The sequence below is a fragment of the Janthinobacterium sp. OK676 genome, assembly GCF_900103595.1.
Taxonomy (GTDB): domain Bacteria; phylum Pseudomonadota; class Gammaproteobacteria; order Burkholderiales; family Burkholderiaceae_D; genus Janthinobacterium.
In genome coordinates this window covers 237,959-254,332 of sequence record NZ_FNHA01000012.1, presented here as the reverse complement: position 1 = coordinate 254,332, position 16,374 = coordinate 237,959, and the positions used below count along the sequence as shown (strand labels likewise).

The following is a 16,374-nucleotide window of genomic DNA, read 5'->3' as shown; positions in this document are numbered from 1 at the left end:
CACGTGGCGGCACCCCTTAATTTTTCAGGCACGTGCCCATATACGAGCGGTCGGTCGAGAATTCCACTGCCATGCTCGACGACACGGGCATGAACATCGAGTAATCGGCCGGCACGTCGGCCGGGTCCTTGAACACGGCGATGCCATCGAAATCGACGGCCTGCGCGCCCAGGCCCAGCTTGTTGACGGTGATGGTTTCCGCATGCGTCTTGCCGGCGGTGTTGTTGGTGATGGTGGCGGTGCCGCCGGCCACGACGATCTTCGCACTGATGCCCGGCGCCGCGCAGGCGTAGCTGCCGGCGATTTCAGTACCGATCTTTTGCTGTTTGGCGGCGACGATGGTGCCCACGCGCAGCACGTTCTGCTGGTTGCGGCTGTAGCGGTCGATGAACAGCGCCAGCCCCCGGTCCCCCGCGTGCACGTGCACGATGCCGAAGTCCTGGCCGCCCTGGCGGGCGATGATCAGGCCACGCGCCGCGTCACGGACCAAAGTCAGGCTGGCGTTTTCCGCTTCCAGCTGCGGCGATACGGCGGAGCACGCGCCTTGCGCATTGAACACGCCGCCATTGCACAGTTGCGCACTGCCATCGGCCGCCACCTTGAGGCTGCCTTTCGGATTGAAACGGTCGCCACCGTTCGAGGCATTGCGCATGGCGCCCAGGAAGATGTAGCTGCCGGCCAGCTTGGCCACGTCCGTAACGGCATAGCCGCTGCCGCTGACGCTGGAATTCACGCTGCCCAGTTTCACAGTCCCCGTCACCAAGCGCGTGCGCGCATCGACGCTCAGGCTCAGGTCCGTGCCGGTATAGGTCGTGATATTGCCGGTGGTGGTGGCGCTGAACTTGCCGCTGCGGTCGGCCAGGCCGAACTGCGTCGACAGCACCTTGACGCTGAAGGTTTTTTTGGCGTTGTCGAACGTGATGCGCCACGTGTCGCCGATGTCGGCGGCCACGTCATACACCGTCTCGTCCGCATTCGCGCCGGCGATGACGGCCAGGCCAGCCTCCTTGGCCACGGCGGCTGACGCCACGGCCACGCTGTCGGCGGGAACGACGGGCGGCGTCACCACGACGGGCGGCGTGACCGGTGCTTCCGGCGTGCCGCCATCGCTGCCGCCACCGCATGCGGACAGGGCCGCGCCCAGGACAAGGAAGGTAAGTGTATTTTTCATATGGTGTGACTTTCGGGGAAGGCGGGAGCTGCCGGAAAACACATGCTAGCCTTGCCCGCAATCTATTGCCATGGAACAAATGTTCCATGGACGCCATCCCCGGCATGGTGGCAATATGCACGGCGCGGGCGGCACGCCTGCGTCATTTATGTGACAATTCGTCGTACTGTCGGCTCCGTTTTTCCTCCTCAGGCTCGCATCCATGACCAGTTCCCCGATTAAAAGCTACCTTCCCTGGGTGGTCGCCACCGCCCTGTTCATGGAGCAACTCGACTCCACCATCGTCAACACCGCCATCCCCGCCATGGCCGCCAGCCTGCAAGTGACCCCGCTGAGCCTGAAGGCCGTCGTCACCAGCTACATCCTGAGCCTGGCCGTGTGCATTCCCATCAGCGGCTGGATGGCCGACCGCTTCGGCACGCGGCGCGTGTTTTCCGCCGCCGTTGCCATCTTTACCATCGCCTCCATCCTGTGCGGCCTGTCCGTGAACGCGCCCATGCTGGTGGCCGCGCGCCTGCTGCAAGGGGTGGGCGCGGCCATGATGATGCCGGTGGGCAGGCTCACCATCATCCGCACCTTTCCCAAGTCGCAATTGCTGGCGGCCATGAATTTCGTCATCATCCCCGCCCTGATCGGCCCCCTGCTGGGGCCCACGGTGGGCGGGCTGATCGTGCACTGGCTGTCGTGGCGCGAGATTTTCTTCGTCAACGTGCCCGTCGGCCTGGTGGCCTTGTACCTGGCGCACCGCTACATGCCCGATTACTATGGTGACAAGCCGCGTCCGCTGGACCTGATCGGCCTGGTGCTGTTCGGCACGGGCATCGCACTGCTGTCGTGGCTGCTGGAAATCTTCGGCGAACACCGCATCGACGGCACCTCGTTTGCCGTGCTGCTGTTCATCTCCATCAGCCTGCTGGCCGCATATGCCTGGCATTCGAACGAAGTGCTGCACCCGCTGCTGCGCCTGACCCTGTTCAAGATCCGCACCTTCCGCGTTTCCGTCGTGGGCGGCTTCGTCACGCGCCTGGGCGTGGGCGGCCTGCCCTTCCTGTTGCCGCTGCTGTACCAGCTGGGCCTGGGCTTGCCCGCCTGGCAGTCGGGCTTGCTGATGATGCCGTCGGCCGCCGCCGCCATGGGCATGAAATTCATATCCGCGCGCGTGCTGGCCCGCTTCGGCTACCGCCAGGTGCTGATCGTCAACACGGTGCTGATCGGCGTCACCATCGCCATGTTTTCGCAGGTGGGCGTGGGCACGCCCCTGTACGTGATCGTCGCCATCAGCCTGTGCATGGGCTTTTTCAATTCGCTGCAGTTTTCCAGCATGAACACCATCGCCTATGCCGACGTCGACAAGGCCGATTCCAGCATGGCCAGCACCATCGCCAGTTCGATGCAGCAACTGTCGATGAGCTTTGGCCTCGCCTTCGGTTCGCTGATCACGGGCTGGTACCTGGGCGACATGCCGCAGTCGGACCGCGCCATGCTCAGCACGGCGCTGCACCACGCCTTCCTGACCCTGGCCGCCCTGACGGTGCTGTCCTCGCTGACCTTCTGGACCTTGCGCCGCGACGATGGCGAAAGCATCAGCAAGGGCACGGACAGCGACGAGGAAGACGCGGCCGACGTGAAGGCCCAGGCCGTTGTACAGACGGAAGTGCAAACCACGAAAGGCTGAGCCACCTCAAGCTTGCCGCCTGCGCCGCTGGCGCTTTGGCCTGCCACTGCTACCGTGACGGCAGGAGGTGCACATGGCGGCCGAGCGGCGCTTTGCGTGGAAAGGCACGGACCGCCATGGCCAGGCGGTCGAGGGCATCTTGCGCGCGGCCGACGCCACCACTGCCAGGGCCGCGCTCAGACGCCAGGGCATCCTGGCCAGCAAGGTAAAAGCCCCGCGCGCCGCGCCAGGCAAGGCCATCACGCGCAAGGATATCGCCCTGTTCACGCGCCAGCTGTCGACCATGATGGCGGCCGGCGTGCCGCTGCTGCACGCCTTCGACATCGCCGGCAAGGGCCACGCCAAGCCGGCCGTCACCGAGCTGATGCGCGACTTGCGCCGCGACATCGAAGCGGGCAGCAGCCTGCAGCAAGCCTTCCGCCAGTTCCCCCTGCTGTTTGACGAGTTGTATTGCAACTTGCTGGCGGCCGGCGAACAGGCGGGCATCGTGCAGGAATTGCTGGCGCGCCTGGCCACGCACCAGGAAAAAGCCATCGCCCTGCGGCGGCAGGTGCGCGGCGCGCTGATGTATCCGCTGGTCATCGTGCTCGTCGCCATCGTCGTCACGGCCATCATCATGAGCGTCGTCGTGCCCGCCTTCCGCCAGGTCTTCGACAGCTTCGGCGCACCGTTGCCGCTGCCCACACTGGTCGTCATGGGCGTCTCCGCCTTCCTCGTCCATTACTGGCTGGCTCTGCTGGTGGTGCTTCTGCTTGCTTGCTTGCTGCTGCACCTGGCCTGGCGCCGCTGGCCCGCCTTGCGACGCAGCACGCAAGTGCAGGCTTTGCGCCTGCCCGTCTTCGGCCCGCTGCTGCGCAAGGCGGCGATCGCCCGCTGGACGCGCACCCTGGCTGCCATGTTCGCCGCCGGCGTGCCGCTGCTTGATACACTCGGCCTCGTGGGCGCCGCAGCGGGCCACGCGCTGTACCAGGAAGCAACGGTCAGCATCGAGCGCGAAATCCGCGCCGGCGGCAGCCTGGCCCTGGCCATGGAACACAGCGCCGTGTTTCCCCCACTGCTGACGCAACTGACCCTGATCGGCGAGGAATCGGGCGCCCTCGACGCCATGCTGTCGCGCGCGGCCGATATCATCGAAGCCGAGATCGACGCCACCGTGGCCACCCTCTCGACCCTGCTGGAACCGGCGCTGATGGTGGTGCTGGGCGTGCTCGTCGGCTCGCTCGTGATTGCCCTGTATTTGCCGATTTTCAAGCTGGGGGCCGTGATTTGAAGATCGAGCCACGCAAAACGTCCCCATGCGCCGGCAGATGTTTTACACTGCGGCAGTGCCAGGCAATGTTTGCGCGGCAACATCATCACCTCAGACAACGCCACCATGCTGCAAGATACCCTGCTGTTCGCCGCCCCCGGCACCCTGCCCGTCGCCCTCGTCGCCGCCCTGTTCGGCCTGATCGTCGGCAGTTTTCTCAACGTGGTGATCCACCGCGTGCCGAAAATGATGCAGCGCGAATCCGACAATTACGTGGCGGAAGAAAGCGGCTTGCCCTTGCCGCACACGGACCGCTACAACCTGATGCTGCCGCACTCGAACTGCACCGCCTGCGGCCACCGCATCACGGCCATGGAAAACATTCCCGTCATCAGCTACCTGCTGCTGCGTGGCAAGTGCAGCGCCTGCAAGGCACCGATCTCCGTGCGCTACCCGCTCGTCGAGCTGCTGACGGGCGCGCTGTCGGCCCTGCTGATCTGGCACTTCGGCAGCGGCTGGACGGGCCTGGCCACGCTCGTTTTTGCGTATTTGCTGATCGCCATGACCTTCATCGATGCCGATACGCAAATGCTGCCCGACGACCTTACCTTCCCCCTGCTGTGGGCCGGTTTGCTGGTCAATATCAACGGCACTTTTGTGCCCCTGCAAGACGCCGTCATCGGCGCGGCCGCCGGCTACCTGGCCCTGTGGGCCGTGTACTGGGCCTTCAAGCTGGCGACAGGCAAGGAGGGAATGGGCTATGGTGACTTCAAATTGCTGGCGGCGCTAGGTGCGTGGCTGGGCTGGACCATGCTGCCGACGATCATCTTGTTGTCGTCGCTGGTGGGCGCCGTGGTCGGCATCGGCCTGATCGTGTTTGCCAAGCGGGGACGCGACAAGCCGATTCCGTTCGGCCCCTATCTGGCGGCGGCGGGCCTGATCGCCCTGCTGTACGGTACGCCCCTGTCGCAGCTCACGCTGGGCCTCGTCAGCTGACCGGCGCAGCACTGCCCCCTATGGAAAAACACATGCAACGACAACACGTCCCTTATTTCAGCGTCGGACTCACCGGCGGCATCGGTTGCGGCAAGAGCACGGTGGCCGACATGTTCGCCGCGCGCGGCGCCTCCATCGTCGATACCGACCAGATCGCCCACAGCCTGACGGCGCCCAATGGCGCAGCCATGCCGGCCCTGGTGGCGGAATTTGGCGCCGGCTACGCGGACGCGCGCGGCGCCCTCGACCGCAGCAAAATGCGCAAGCTCGTGTTTTCCGACGCCGCCGCCAAGGCGAAACTGGAAGCCATCCTGCATCCGCGCATCCGCCAGGCCACCCTGGCGGCCGCCGAAGCGGCGACGGGCAGCTACGTGGTCTTTGCCGTGCCCCTGCTGGTCGAGTCCGGCGGCTGGGTGGAGCGGGTCAACCGGGTACTGGTCATCGATTGCCTGGAAAGCCTGCAAGTGTCGCGCGTGATGGCGCGCAATGGCTTGTCGGAAGAACAAGTCAAAGCCATCATGGCCACGCAAGCCACGCGCGCCATGCGCCTGGCGGCGGCGGACGACGTGATCGACAACAATGGCGATTTGGCGTCCCTGGAACCGCAGATTGCCCAGTTGCACGATTTATATCTGGCATTTTCAAAAAGAATGGCTGGAATGGCCCCGCAACGTTTGTAATTTGTCGACGCTTGGTTCAAAATCACGGGATTGTTTGCAGGTCCTTACTTAAGGGAATTATTTTGATTGTCTACGAATACCCTTTCAACGAACGCATACGTACCTTGTTGCGGCTGGAAGACCTGTACGACAAATTCAAGTTCTTCATCCAGCAAGAACATGCAATGCAGCACCATGTTGCCTTGGCAACTATTTTCGATATGCTCGAAGTGGCGGGCCGCGCCGACCTGAAGTCGGACCTGCTGCAGGAACTCGAGCGCCAGCGCCAAAGCCTGCTCGGTTACCGCAGCAATCCGAATGTGGAACCGGAAACTCTGGACGCCATCCTCGGCGAACTCGACAGTGTTAGCGGCGCCCTCGTGGCGGCGCAAGGCAAGACGGGCCAGAATATCCGCGACAATGAATGGCTGATGAGCATCCGCGGCCGCACCATCATCCCGGGCGGCGCCTGCGAATTCGACTTGCCGTCCTACTTTGCCTGGCAAAAACGCAGCTCGGAACAGCGCCTGACCGATATCCACGCCTGGTTCGCCCCACTCGCACCGCTGTTCGATGCGCTGGCCCTCGTCTTGCGCCTGCTGCGCGATTCCGGCGGACCCGTTAAACTGATCGCCAATGGCGGCAGCTACCAGCAAATGCTGCAAGGCAAGGTGTACCAGATGCTGCGCCTGAGCCTGGACGAAAACTGCGGCGCCATCCCGGAAATTTCCGCCAACAAATACATGCTGTGGGTACGCTTCACCACCCAGGGCGGCGACTTGAAACCCAAGCCGCTGGAAGAAGATGTTCCGTTCGAGCTCACGCTCTGTAATTTTTAACTGTTACTTATTTGCGCCATCATGACCGTCGTTAATTGCCCTACCTGTGCCGCCAAAGTCGAATGGACTGAAGCCAACAAATTCCGCCCCTTCTGCTCGGAACGCTGCAAGCAGATCGACCTGGGTGCCTGGGCCGAAGAAAAATACACGATCCCCGCCGCCGACCCGTTCGAAGATCCCCTTGCGGACGAAGACAACAAGCCGCAGTAAGCCTCAACGCAGTAGACCTTAATTAAACGGATTTTCCAGGCGCAGCCCCTGCGCCGCGAAACTGTCGAGCCTGCCGCTGACCACCGTCAAGCCATAGGCGATGCCCATCGCCGCGATCTGCCCATCGATGCCGTGCGCGTGGCCATGCAGGCGTGCGCACACGAGCGCGCAATCGAGGTCGAATTCCAGCAGCCGCGGCGCATATTCCGCCAGCACGGCTTCCAGCCAGCCTTCCAGCGCCAGTGCTTCCAGCGCCGCCTCGCGCCGCCAACTGCGCTGTATGCCTGCGCGCAACTGTGCGATCACCTGCACCGGCACATAGCGCGCCTCGGGCGCCACCCGCTCGAAAAAATCGGCCACCCCCGCTGGCGCGGCGCTGCCCTTGCGCGCGGCAACGATCACATCCGCATCCAGCAGATAGCCGGGAATAGGCATGGTTCAGGAACGGCGCTCGAAATCCGCATCGAAGCCCACGTCGGGCATGGCACGCAAAATATCGTCGAGCGGGCGCTTCGGCAGCGGCCGCAAGGCGCTGCGCAAGATATCGCGGTGCTCGTCCTCGATGCTGCGCCCATGCGCGCGGGCACGCTTGTGCAAGGCGGCGATCAGCAATTCATCGGTATCGGTAAAGGTCAGTGTCAGCGGCATGCGAGACTCCCCGGTGCGTGATGAAAGCACTGTAGCGCAAAGCGCGCGCGATACAAGGAAAGTCACGGAAAAGCTTGCGCCAGCACGCAGCATGCTGCTGCACGCTGGCACCAGATCAGGCAAGAAGCAGGGATTCCCGGCGTACCTCATCTAACCATTCCAGCAGGGGAATGGTGGCCGGCAGCAAGGGTTCCACGCCGACCGTGCCCTGCCAGGCGAACGCCTGCCCTTCCAGGCTTTGCGGCTCGCCCCGCCATGCGCGGCTGATATAGAAATGCAGGCGCACATGGGCGTGCGGATACACATATTCGACGCCGCACCAGGCTTCGGCACTGTCGATATGCAAGCCCAGCTCCTCGACAAACTCGCGTTTCAAGGCGTCGAGAATGGCTTCGCCCGCTTCGACTTTACCGCCAGGAAATTCCCAATAGCCGTCATACGGCTTGCCGGCAGGGCGTTGGCCCAGCAGCACGTCGCCGTTCGGCTTCATCAGGATGCCGACGGCGACATCGACCGGTTTGATTTTCACTTCGCTCATTGCGGCAACTTTCCCGCAGGAAGTTTCCCCGCATAGTCGCGCGCGAATTGCCAAGCGACACGACCCGAACGGGAACCGCGCTGCAAGGCCCAGCGCAGGGCGTCGCCGCGCGCCTGCGCGATCTGCTCCGGCGTGCAGCCGAACGAGGCGAGCCAGTGCGCCGCGATATCGAGGTAATCGTCCTGCTTGAACGGATAGAACGACAGCCACAGGCCGAAGCGTTCGGACAGCGAGATTTTCTCTTCCACCGTCTCGCCCGGATGCAGATCGCCATCGTCGTCCGTCTTGTAGCTCGTGTTGTCCGACATGCGTTCCGGCATCAGGTGACGGCGGTTCGACGTGGCGTAGATCAGCACATTGTCCGATTGCGCGGCGATGCTGCCGTCGAGCGCCACTTTCAGCGCCTTGTAGCCGCTCTCGCCCTCTTCGAACGACAGGTCGTCGCAAAAGATGATGAAGCGCTCGGGGCGCGCCGCCACCAGGTCGACGATGTCGGGCAAGTCGGCCAGGTCGGCCTTGTCCACTTCGATCAAGCGCAAGCCCTGGTCGGCAAACTGGTTCAGGCACGCCTTGATCAGGGAAGACTTGCCCGTGCCGCGCGCGCCCGTCAGCAGCACGTTGTTGGCCGGACGCTTACCGACGAACTGGCGCGTGTTCTGCTCGATCTGGGCTTTTTGCGTGCCGATATTATGCAAGTCGTCCAAGGCGATGTTCGACACGTGGGCCACGGCCTGCAAATAAGGAAGCGCGCCCTGGCGCCGGCGCCAGCGGAAGGCAAAGCTGTTCCAGTCCGGCACGGGCGTCGGCTGCGGCAGGATCGCTTCCACCCTCGCCAGCAACGCTTCGGCACGGATCAGGAATTGATCGAGGCCGGTCATGAGCGGTAGTCGGCGTTGATCGACACGTAGTCATGCGACAGGTCGCACGTCCACAGGGTAGCCGTGGCATCGCCGCGCGCCAGCTTGACGCGGATGGTGATTTCGCTTTGCTGCATCACGCGCTGGCCATCCTGTTCCTGGTAGTCGGGGTTGCGGCCGCCATTCTTGGCCACCCACACGTCGTCCAGGTACAGGTTCAACTGGCCCACGTCCAGGTCGTCCACGCCCGCATAGCCGATGGCGGCCAGGATGCGGCCCAGGTTCGGGTCGGACGCGAAAAACGCCGTTTTCACCAGCGGCGAATGGGCGATGGAATAGGCGATCTTGCGGCACTCTTCCACGTTGCGGCCGTCTTCCACGGTCACGGTCATGAACTTGGTCGCGCCTTCGCCGTCGCGCACGATGGCTTGCGCGAGAAAAGTAGACAGTTCGGTGACGGCGGCGGCCAGTGCCGCATAGTGCGGCGAGTCGATGGAATCGATGACCAGGCTGCCGGCGCCCGTGGCCACCAGCATGAACGAGTCATTGGTGGACGTGTCGCCGTCGATGGTGATGCAGTTGAACGATTTGTCGGCCGCCTGTTTCACCAGCTGGTCCAGCACGGGCTGGGCCACGGTGGCGTCGAACGCGAGGAAACCGAGCATTGTGGCCATGTTCGGCTTGATCATGCCGGCGCCCTTGCTGATGCCCGTCAGGGTGACCGCGTGGCCGCCGATGGTGACCGTGCGCGAGCCGGCTTTCGGCTGCGTATCGGTGGTCATGATGGCTTCGGCGGCCGAGAACCAGTTGTCCGACGTCAGCGCGGCCACGGCTTGCGGCAAGCCGGCCACGAGACGCTGCACGGGCAAGGGTTCGAGGATCACGCCCGTGGAAAACGGCAGGATTTGCTGCGGCGTGCAGCCCAGCAGCTCGGCCAGCGCGGCGCAGCTGGCCTGCGCGTCGGCCAGGCCCGATTCACCCGTGCCCGCATTCGCGTTGCCCGTGTTGACCAGCAGCGCGCGGATCGGCGCGGCGCCGGCCGTCACGGCGGCCAGGTTGGCTTTCGAAATTTGCACGGGCGCGGCGCAGAAACGGTTCAAGGTGAACACGCCAGCCACGGTGGCCGTCGGCGCCAGTTTCAATACCAGCAAATCCTTGCGGTTGGGTTTCTTGATGCCGGCTTCGGCAACACCGATTTCAATGCCGGCGACGGCTTTCAAGTCGGCGGCGACGGGCTTGGGAGAATTGACGGCCATGGTGATTTCTTCTGCGAGGGAAAATGGAAGCGCTATTGTAGCGCCTTCGCGGTGCCGGTGAACATGCGGCCCGTGAATAGTCGCGATGCTCCCGGCCGCGCCGAAGCGGGCCGGCCATGTGGCCAGGCTTGCGATTTATCAGAACGCCGCAGCCTGGCGGCGCTAAGGTAGGAAAACAAACGATGGCGCTGCCGGCAAGCGCCTGCGGGGAGGATGTCATGGCGTATGGTAAGTCAGACTGCATGCAGCCCTGCGCATCAGGCATGACATGCCTGATGCGTCGCCTATCCCTGCTTTGCCTGCTGGGCTGCCTGACTGCCTGTACGGTGCCGCGCATCCCGGCAGCTGACGCCGACATCCACGCCACTGAACAGGCATCCGAAGCACCACCCGCCCCAGCCGCGGCTCCCCCTCCCGCGCCTCCCCCGCCTCCCCCACCGCCCACCGCCGTGGCACAAGAAGCAGCGCCCGCCATCCCGTGGAGCGTCCCATGGTCGGCTGGAGGGGGCCTGTTCGGCAACATCGGCAACCTGGTCGGCAGCATGGGCAATGGCGGCAGGCCAGGGCCAGAACCAACGCCAAAGCACAAGACCGCGACGGCTGGCGCCTTGCACGTCACCGTGTATTACGCCACCGACAGGCAGTACCAGAGCGGCAGCCACAACTATGGCTGGCAGCCCAACCGCGCGCCGCCCAATCTGAGCTACGGCAGCGTGCAAGTGAGCATTCCTGAAAAAAGAGCGCCAGGCGAACTGCCGCTGCCACCGTGGTACGACGTCCTTTCCGGCGACGATGCGCAAAAATATGTGCTGATCAAGGGGATCACGCGCCTGTCGCGCGCGAATTTCCTCGCCGCCGTGAAGGCCAGGATACAGGCTGCCCCGGAACGGCGCGCCGCCTTCATCTACATCCACGGCTACAGCAATTCCTTTGACGATGCCGCCCGGCGCACGGCCCAGATGGCGGTCGACCTCGACATCGGCGCCCTGCCCGTGTTCTACAGCTGGCCATCGAAGGGCACGCTGGCCGGCTATGAATTCGATGAAAACTCTGCCGAATGGACGCAGACGCACCTGCAAGCCTTCCTGGCCGACTTTGCGGAGCACTCTTCCGCCACCGATATCTACATCATCGCCCACAGCATGGGCAATCGCCCGATGACGCTGGCACTGGCCGCCCTGCTGGAAAAACGTCCCGACCTGCGCTCCCTGTTCAAGCAGGTGGTGCTGGCGGCACCGGACATCAATGCCGACGTCTTCCGCGAGCAGATCGCTCCCCGCTTCGCCACCCTCAAGCTGCCCGCCACCCTGTATGCGTCCGCGAACGACAAGGCCATCCGTGCTTCCTACAATTTTGCCGACTGGGACAGGATAGGCGACATCCGCGGCCCCGTCGTTGGCATTCCCGGCATGGAACTCGTCGATGCCTCGGCCGTCATCATGAACTTCATGGGCCATGATTACTTTGCCAGCAACCGGGTCCTGCTGACCGACATCGCCACCATGATCAAGACGGGGCAGCGGGCCAAAAACCGTGGCGGCTTGAAAGGCATACCCTCTCAGGCACCACAATACTGGGCTTTTCCCTGAGCAGCGGCCATGCGTGGCGGCATAAAAAAACGGAGACCGAGGTCTCCGTTTTTTGTCAGGCTGTCACACCGCCTTATGCCAGCTTGCCGTGGCAAGCCTTATATTTTTTGCCGCTGCCGCACGGGCATGGGTCGTTGCGGCCCACTTTGACGCCCATGCTCACGCTCATGTCGTCGACGTTGTCCATGTTGCCGCCGGCCGCAGGCGCCAGCAATTCTTCCGGCGCCGCATTCGGGTCGAACTCGGCGTGCTGGTAGTGCACGTTTTCCACGTGCGACTGTTGCATCGCCTGTTCGGCCGCATCGACTTCTTCGCGCGACTGGATACGCACCGTCATCACGTGTTTCGTGACGTCGTTCTTGATCATGTCGAGCATCTGGCCAAACAGTTCAAACGCTTCGCGCTTGTATTCCTGTTTCGGGTTCTTCTGCGCATAACCGCGCAGGTGAATACCCTGGCGCAGGTGGTCGAGCGCCGCCAGGTGTTCGCGCCAGTGGCTGTCCACGCTTTGCAGCATGACATTGCGCTCGAAGCCGCCAAACGATTCCTTGCCGACGATATCGATCTTCGACTGGTACACCGCATCGGCGCCAGCCAGCACTTTTTCCAGGATCTCTTCGTCCGTCAGGGTCGAATCGGCTTCCAGCATGGATTGCAGCGGCAAGTCGAGCTGCCATTCGCCGGCCAGGGTGTTTTCCAGGCCCTTGATATCCCACTGCTCTTCCACCGATTCTTCCGGCACGTACTGGTGCACCAGGTCGGTGAACACGCCGTGGCGCAGGGAAGCGATCATTTCCGAGATGTCGGTCGTTTCCAGCAGCTCGTTGCGCTGCTGGTAGATGACCTTGCGCTGGTCGTTGGCGACGTCATCGTATTCCAGCAATTGCTTGCGGATGTCGAAGTTGCGCGCCTCGACCTTGCGCTGGGCCGATTCGATCGAACGCGAGACGATGCCTGCCTCGATCGGTTCGCCTTCCGGCATTTTCAGACGGTCCATCACGGCGCGCACGCGGTCGCCGGCGAAGATGCGCAGCAGCGCGTCGTCGAGCGACAAATAGAAACGCGACGAGCCGGGATCGCCCTGGCGGCCGGCACGGCCACGCAGCTGGTTGTCGACGCGGCGCGATTCGTGGCGTTCGGTGCCGATGATGTGCAAGCCGCCCGCATTGACCACGTGGTCGTGCAGGGATTGCCATTCATCGCGCAAGGTCTGCGACTGGGCTGCCTTGTCGGCGTCGCTCAGTTCGGGATTGGCTTCGATGAACTTGATCTGGTTCTCGACGTTACCGCCCAGCACGATGTCCGTACCGCGACCGGCCATGTTGGTGGCGATGGTGATGGCTTTCGGACGGCCTGCCTGGGCGATGATTTCCGCTTCGCGCGCATGCTGCTTCGCGTTCAGCACATTGTGCGGCAAACCGGCCTTGGTCAGGATGCCCGACAGCAGTTCCGAGTTTTCGATCGAGGTCGTGCCGACCAGCACGGGCTGGCCGCGCTCGTAGCAGTCGCGGATGTCGTTCAACATCGCGTTGTATTTTTCAGCCGACGATTTGTAGACCTGATCCTGGCGGTCCTTGCGCTGCAGCGGACGGTTTTGCGGGATCACGACCGTTTCCAGGCCGTAGATTTCCTGGAATTCGTACGCTTCGGTATCGGCAGTACCGGTCATGCCGGCCAGCTTGGCGTACATGCGGAAGTAGTTCTGGAAGGTGATCGAGGCCAGGGTCTGGTTCTCGTTCTGGATCTTGACGCCTTCTTTCGCTTCGACGGCCTGGTGCAAGCCATCGGACCAGCGGCGGCCCGTCATCAGGCGGCCCGTGAATTCATCGACGATCACCACTTCATTGTTCTGCACCACATAGTGCTGATCCTTGAAGTACAGCGCATGCGCGCGCAGGGCCGCATACAGGTGATGCACGAGGGTGATGTTGGCCGAATCGTACAGCGACGCGCCTTCCGGCAGCAGGCCCATTTCCATCAGGATGCCTTCGGCCTTTTCGTGGCCGGCTTCCGTCAGCAGCACCTGGTGCGCTTTTTCATCCTTGGTGTAGTCGCCCGGCACTTCAACCTTGCCCTTGCCGTCCGGCGTTTCTTCGCCGATCTGCAAGGTCAGGCGCGCAGGCACTGCATTGATCTTGTGATACAGGTCCGTATGGTTCTCGGCCTGACCCGAAATGATCAAGGGCGTACGCGCTTCATCGATCAGGATCGAGTCGACTTCATCGACGATGCCGAAGTTCAGGCTGCGCTGCACGCGCTCGCGCGCTTCGTAGACCATGTTGTCGCGCAAGAAGTCGAAACCGAATTCATTGTTGGTGCCATACGTGATGTCGGAGTTGTACGCCTGCTGCTTGGCGCTGTGCTCCATCTGCGACATGTTCACGCCCGTCGACAGGCCCAGCCATGCATACAGGCGGCCCATGGTCTCGGCATCGCGCTGCGCCAGGTAATCATTGACGGTAACGATATGCACGCCCTTGCCCGACAAGGCATTCAGGTAGGCTGGCAAGGTTGCCATCAGGGTCTTGCCCTCGCCCGTGCCCATCTCCGCGATTTTGCCGAAATGCAAGACCATGCCGCCGATCATCTGCACATCGAAATGGCGCATGCGCAGGACGCGCTTGCTGGCCTCGCGGCAGACGGCAAACGCTTCCGGCAACAAGGCATCGAGCGATTCGCCAGCGGCGATGCGTTCCTTGAAGGCAGGCGTCTTCGCTTGCAGCTCGGCATCCGACAGCTTTTCGATGGCCGGCTCGAGCGCATTGATCTCGCGTACCGTTTTTTGGTATTGCTTGAGCAGCCGCTGGTTGCGGCTACCGAAAATCTGGGTCAGTAATGACATGCTTGAATTCTTGAAAAAACGCCGTTAAAAAAAGCTCGGTAGGTGACGACGAGGTAACAATCGCGTGACCGCACGGAGTTCGACTATGGCAAAAGACGATGATTTTATCATGCGTTCCCGCCAAGGTTGGGGTAATGCACCATATAACAATAGCTTAATGACAAACAAATGGCAGAAATTGCGGACATTTTCCAAACTGCAAGGCCAGGTGCGCCGCACAAGCCGCCGCCCTCGCCTTGCGGGGGCGAGTGTGCTATGTTTCGGCCATGCGAACTCCCACTTATTCTCCGGCGCCGCGCCGCGGCTACGGCTTCGCCCGTTCAGGCCCGGCCGTAACGGGCGCAACCGATTTTCTGCGTGGCAACGCGACGATGGCCTCATTGATGCCCACCGTCACGCGCCTGGCCGCCCTGCAAAAAGATTGCGCCAGGGCCTTGCCGGCCATGTTCGAGCACTGCGACATCCTGCAGTTTGAAAGCGGGCAGCTGGTGCTGGCCACGCCGAACGCGGCGCTGGCGGCCAAGCTCAAACAGCAATTGCCGAAGTTGCAAGGGGAACTGGAAAGAAAGGGCTGGCAGATTTCAGGCATCAAGCTGAAAGTGCAAGTCATCAAGAGCATCGCGCCCATCGTGCATACGCGGGCACTGGTCTTGCCGGAAAAAGCCATGTCGGCCCTGGAAGAGCTGAGCACGGCCCTGCCCGCGTCGAAGCAGAACGAGCAATTGATCGCGGCGCTGCGCAACATGGTTCGCCACCACCGCGAACCGCGGGACTGAGAATAACGGCGCTAAATTAACGCATATCGCGTAGGTCGAATTAGGCCCTTCGGGCCGTAATCCGACAACACCACGATCAGTGCCAACATGGTTGTCGGATTAGGCGGGGCGTCACGCCGCTAATCCGACCTACGTCAGCGACCACTCGCGTTCCATTTGACGGAGATACGACTGCGGCGCCGCCTCGTTGGTGGCGAACGACACGATTTCATACGCATCGGGCTGCTCCAGCAGCGCCAGCAGCAGCTGGTTGTTCAGCGCGTGGCCGGACTTGTGCGCCGTGTAGTAGGCGAGCAAGGGATGGCCCACCAGGTACAGGTCGCCGATGGCGTCGAGGATCTTGTGACGCACGAACTCGTCTTCATAGCGCAAGCCGTCCGCATTGAGGATGCGGTATTCGTCCATGACGATGGCGTTTTCCAGCGAACCGCCACGGGCCAGGCCCATGCCGCGCAAGCTTTCCACGTCCTGCATGAAACCGAAGGTACGCGCGCGCGCGACGTCGTGCACGTAGGATACGTCACCAAAGTCGACGGAAGCGCGCTGCATCGTGCCATCGACGGCCGGATGATTGAATTCGATGAAGAAATCGAGCTTGAAACCGTCGTACGGCGACAAGCGCGCCCATTTCTCCGCATCACCCTTGCCGTGACGCACTTCCACGGGCTTGATGACCTTGATGAATTTCTTCGGCGCCTGCTGCTCTTCCACTCCCGCCTGCTGCAGCAGGTAGACGAAGGACGAGGCGGAGCCATCCATGATGGGAATTTCTTCCGCATTCACGTCGATGTACATATTGTCCACGCCCAGGCCGGCCGCGGCCGACATCAGGTGTTCCACGGTCGATACCCTGGCGCCGTCCTTGATCAGCACGGAAGCCATGCGCGTATCGCCCACGGCCATGGCGCTGGCGGGAAACTCGACGATGGGATCGAGGTCGATGCGGCGAAACACGATGCCCGTGTCGATGGCGGCCGGACGCAAGGTCAGCTCGACCTTGGTGCCAGAGTGCAAGCCGACACCGATGGTGCGGACCAATTGTTTGATAGTGCGTTGTTTTAACATCCGT

16 protein-coding genes are annotated in these 16,374 nt (G+C 62.7%); 8 read left to right on the top strand and 8 right to left on the bottom strand.

The window, feature by feature from the left end; genetic code table 11:
* Positions 1 to 16 precede the first annotated feature (16 nt).
* Positions 17 to 1,171: a hypothetical protein gene (locus BLU39_RS22635; protein ID WP_092717139.1), complete on the bottom strand. Its 1,155-nt coding sequence runs from the start codon at positions 1,169 to 1,171 to the stop codon at positions 17 to 19.
* Between the two features lie 202 nt (positions 1,172 to 1,373).
* Here BLU39_RS22635 and BLU39_RS22630 point away from each other — a divergent pair, with 202 nt between their 5' ends.
* From BLU39_RS22630 to yacG, 6 genes are all read left to right on the top strand, one after another.
* On the top strand, positions 1,374 to 2,846 hold the full coding sequence (locus BLU39_RS22630; RefSeq protein ID WP_254789039.1) for a DHA2 family efflux MFS transporter permease subunit: 1,473 nt from the start codon (positions 1,374 to 1,376) through the stop codon (positions 2,844 to 2,846).
* 73 nt (positions 2,847 to 2,919) lie between these two features.
* Entirely contained in the window at positions 2,920 to 4,116 is a 1,197-nt protein-coding gene (locus BLU39_RS22625; protein ID WP_092717133.1) for a type II secretion system F family protein, read from the top strand.
* Positions 4,117 to 4,221: 105 nt separating this feature from the next.
* Positions 4,222 to 5,091 (top strand): prepilin peptidase, encoded by an 870-nt coding sequence (locus BLU39_RS22620; RefSeq protein ID WP_092717253.1) that lies wholly within the window; start codon positions 4,222 to 4,224, stop codon positions 5,089 to 5,091.
* Positions 5,092 to 5,123: 32 nt separating this feature from the next.
* Positions 5,124 to 5,771, top strand: a complete 648-nt coding sequence (coaE, locus tag BLU39_RS22615; RefSeq protein ID WP_092717130.1) for a dephospho-CoA kinase — start codon at positions 5,124 to 5,126, stop codon at positions 5,769 to 5,771.
* 62 nt (positions 5,772 to 5,833) lie between these two features.
* Positions 5,834 to 6,589 (top strand): cell division protein ZapD, encoded by a 756-nt coding sequence (zapD, locus tag BLU39_RS22610; protein WP_092717126.1) that lies wholly within the window; start codon positions 5,834 to 5,836, stop codon positions 6,587 to 6,589.
* An 18-nt stretch (positions 6,590 to 6,607) separates the two neighbouring features.
* A complete protein-coding gene (gene yacG / locus BLU39_RS22605) occupies positions 6,608 to 6,799 on the top strand; it encodes a DNA gyrase inhibitor YacG (RefSeq protein WP_034748814.1) in 192 nt (63 codons plus the stop codon).
* 18 nt (positions 6,800 to 6,817) lie between these two features.
* Here yacG and BLU39_RS22600 read toward each other — a convergent pair whose 3' ends face one another.
* From BLU39_RS22600 to argJ, 5 genes are all read right to left on the bottom strand, one after another.
* On the bottom strand, positions 6,818 to 7,234 hold the full coding sequence (locus BLU39_RS22600) for a PIN domain-containing protein (protein WP_092717123.1): 417 nt from the start codon (positions 7,232 to 7,234) through the stop codon (positions 6,818 to 6,820).
* 3 nt (positions 7,235 to 7,237) lie between these two features.
* The gene (locus BLU39_RS22595; RefSeq protein WP_092717120.1) at positions 7,238 to 7,447 is read right to left on the bottom strand and encodes a FitA-like ribbon-helix-helix domain-containing protein; all 210 of its coding nucleotides are present in this window, start codon (positions 7,445 to 7,447) and stop codon (positions 7,238 to 7,240) included.
* Positions 7,448 to 7,562: 115 nt separating this feature from the next.
* Entirely contained in the window at positions 7,563 to 7,985 is a 423-nt protein-coding gene (locus tag BLU39_RS22590) for an NUDIX domain-containing protein (protein WP_092717116.1), read from the bottom strand.
* Positions 7,982 to 8,863, bottom strand: a complete 882-nt coding sequence (locus BLU39_RS22585; protein ID WP_092717113.1) for an ATP-binding protein — start codon at positions 8,861 to 8,863, stop codon at positions 7,982 to 7,984. The genes BLU39_RS22590 and BLU39_RS22585 overlap by 4 nt, the downstream gene beginning before the upstream one ends.
* Positions 8,860 to 10,098, bottom strand: a complete 1,239-nt coding sequence (gene argJ / locus BLU39_RS22580; RefSeq protein ID WP_034748831.1) for a bifunctional glutamate N-acetyltransferase/amino-acid acetyltransferase ArgJ — start codon at positions 10,096 to 10,098, stop codon at positions 8,860 to 8,862. The genes BLU39_RS22585 and argJ overlap by 4 nt, the downstream gene beginning before the upstream one ends.
* Positions 10,099 to 10,547: 449 nt before the next feature.
* On the opposite strand from argJ, the gene BLU39_RS22575 reads away from it, so the two are divergent.
* On the top strand, positions 10,548 to 11,687 hold the full coding sequence (locus BLU39_RS22575) for an alpha/beta hydrolase (protein WP_139178446.1): 1,140 nt from the start codon (positions 10,548 to 10,550) through the stop codon (positions 11,685 to 11,687).
* A 73-nt stretch (positions 11,688 to 11,760) separates the two neighbouring features.
* Here the strand turns inward: BLU39_RS22575 and secA are convergent, their stop codons facing one another.
* The gene (gene secA / locus BLU39_RS22570; protein ID WP_092717107.1) at positions 11,761 to 14,529 is read right to left on the bottom strand and encodes a preprotein translocase subunit SecA; all 2,769 of its coding nucleotides are present in this window, start codon (positions 14,527 to 14,529) and stop codon (positions 11,761 to 11,763) included.
* Positions 14,530 to 14,900: 371 nt separating this feature from the next.
* On the opposite strand from secA, the gene BLU39_RS22565 reads away from it, so the two are divergent.
* On the top strand, positions 14,901 to 15,305 hold the full coding sequence (locus tag BLU39_RS22565; RefSeq protein ID WP_254789038.1) for a DciA family protein: 405 nt from the start codon (positions 14,901 to 14,903) through the stop codon (positions 15,303 to 15,305).
* Positions 15,306 to 15,434: 129 nt separating this feature from the next.
* Here BLU39_RS22565 and lpxC read toward each other — a convergent pair whose 3' ends face one another.
* A complete protein-coding gene (gene lpxC / locus BLU39_RS22560) occupies positions 15,435 to 16,370 on the bottom strand; it encodes a UDP-3-O-acyl-N-acetylglucosamine deacetylase (RefSeq protein WP_092717101.1) in 936 nt (311 codons plus the stop codon).
* Positions 16,371 to 16,374: the final 4 nt, after the last annotated feature.

Bases quoted from the DNA above. Each gene is read 5' to 3' on its own strand.
- BLU39_RS22635 (WP_092717139.1), bottom strand. From the start codon at position 1,171: ATGAAAAATACACTTACCTTCCTTGTCCTGGGCGCGGCCCTGTCCGCA.
- BLU39_RS22630 (WP_254789039.1), top strand. From the start codon at position 1,374: ATGACCAGTTCCCCGATTAAAAGCTACCTTCCCTGGGTGGTCGCCACC.
- BLU39_RS22625 (WP_092717133.1), top strand. From the start codon at position 2,920: ATGGCGGCCGAGCGGCGCTTTGCGTGGAAAGGCACGGACCGCCATGGC.
- BLU39_RS22620 (WP_092717253.1), top strand. From the start codon at position 4,222: ATGCTGCAAGATACCCTGCTGTTCGCCGCCCCCGGCACCCTGCCCGTC.
- coaE (WP_092717130.1), top strand. From the start codon at position 5,124: ATGCAACGACAACACGTCCCTTATTTCAGCGTCGGACTCACCGGCGGC.
- BLU39_RS22600 (WP_092717123.1), bottom strand. From the start codon at position 7,234: ATGCCTATTCCCGGCTATCTGCTGGATGCGGATGTGATCGTTGCCGCG.
- BLU39_RS22595 (WP_092717120.1), bottom strand. From the start codon at position 7,447: ATGCCGCTGACACTGACCTTTACCGATACCGATGAATTGCTGATCGCC.
- BLU39_RS22590 (WP_092717116.1), bottom strand. From the start codon at position 7,985: ATGAGCGAAGTGAAAATCAAACCGGTCGATGTCGCCGTCGGCATCCTG.
- BLU39_RS22585 (WP_092717113.1), bottom strand. From the start codon at position 8,863: ATGACCGGCCTCGATCAATTCCTGATCCGTGCCGAAGCGTTGCTGGCG.
- argJ (WP_034748831.1), bottom strand. From the start codon at position 10,098: ATGGCCGTCAATTCTCCCAAGCCCGTCGCCGCCGACTTGAAAGCCGTC.
- secA (WP_092717107.1), bottom strand. From the start codon at position 14,529: ATGTCATTACTGACCCAGATTTTCGGTAGCCGCAACCAGCGGCTGCTC.
- BLU39_RS22565 (WP_254789038.1), top strand. From the start codon at position 14,901: ATGGCCTCATTGATGCCCACCGTCACGCGCCTGGCCGCCCTGCAAAAA.
- lpxC (WP_092717101.1), bottom strand. From the start codon at position 16,370: ATGTTAAAACAACGCACTATCAAACAATTGGTCCGCACCATCGGTGTC.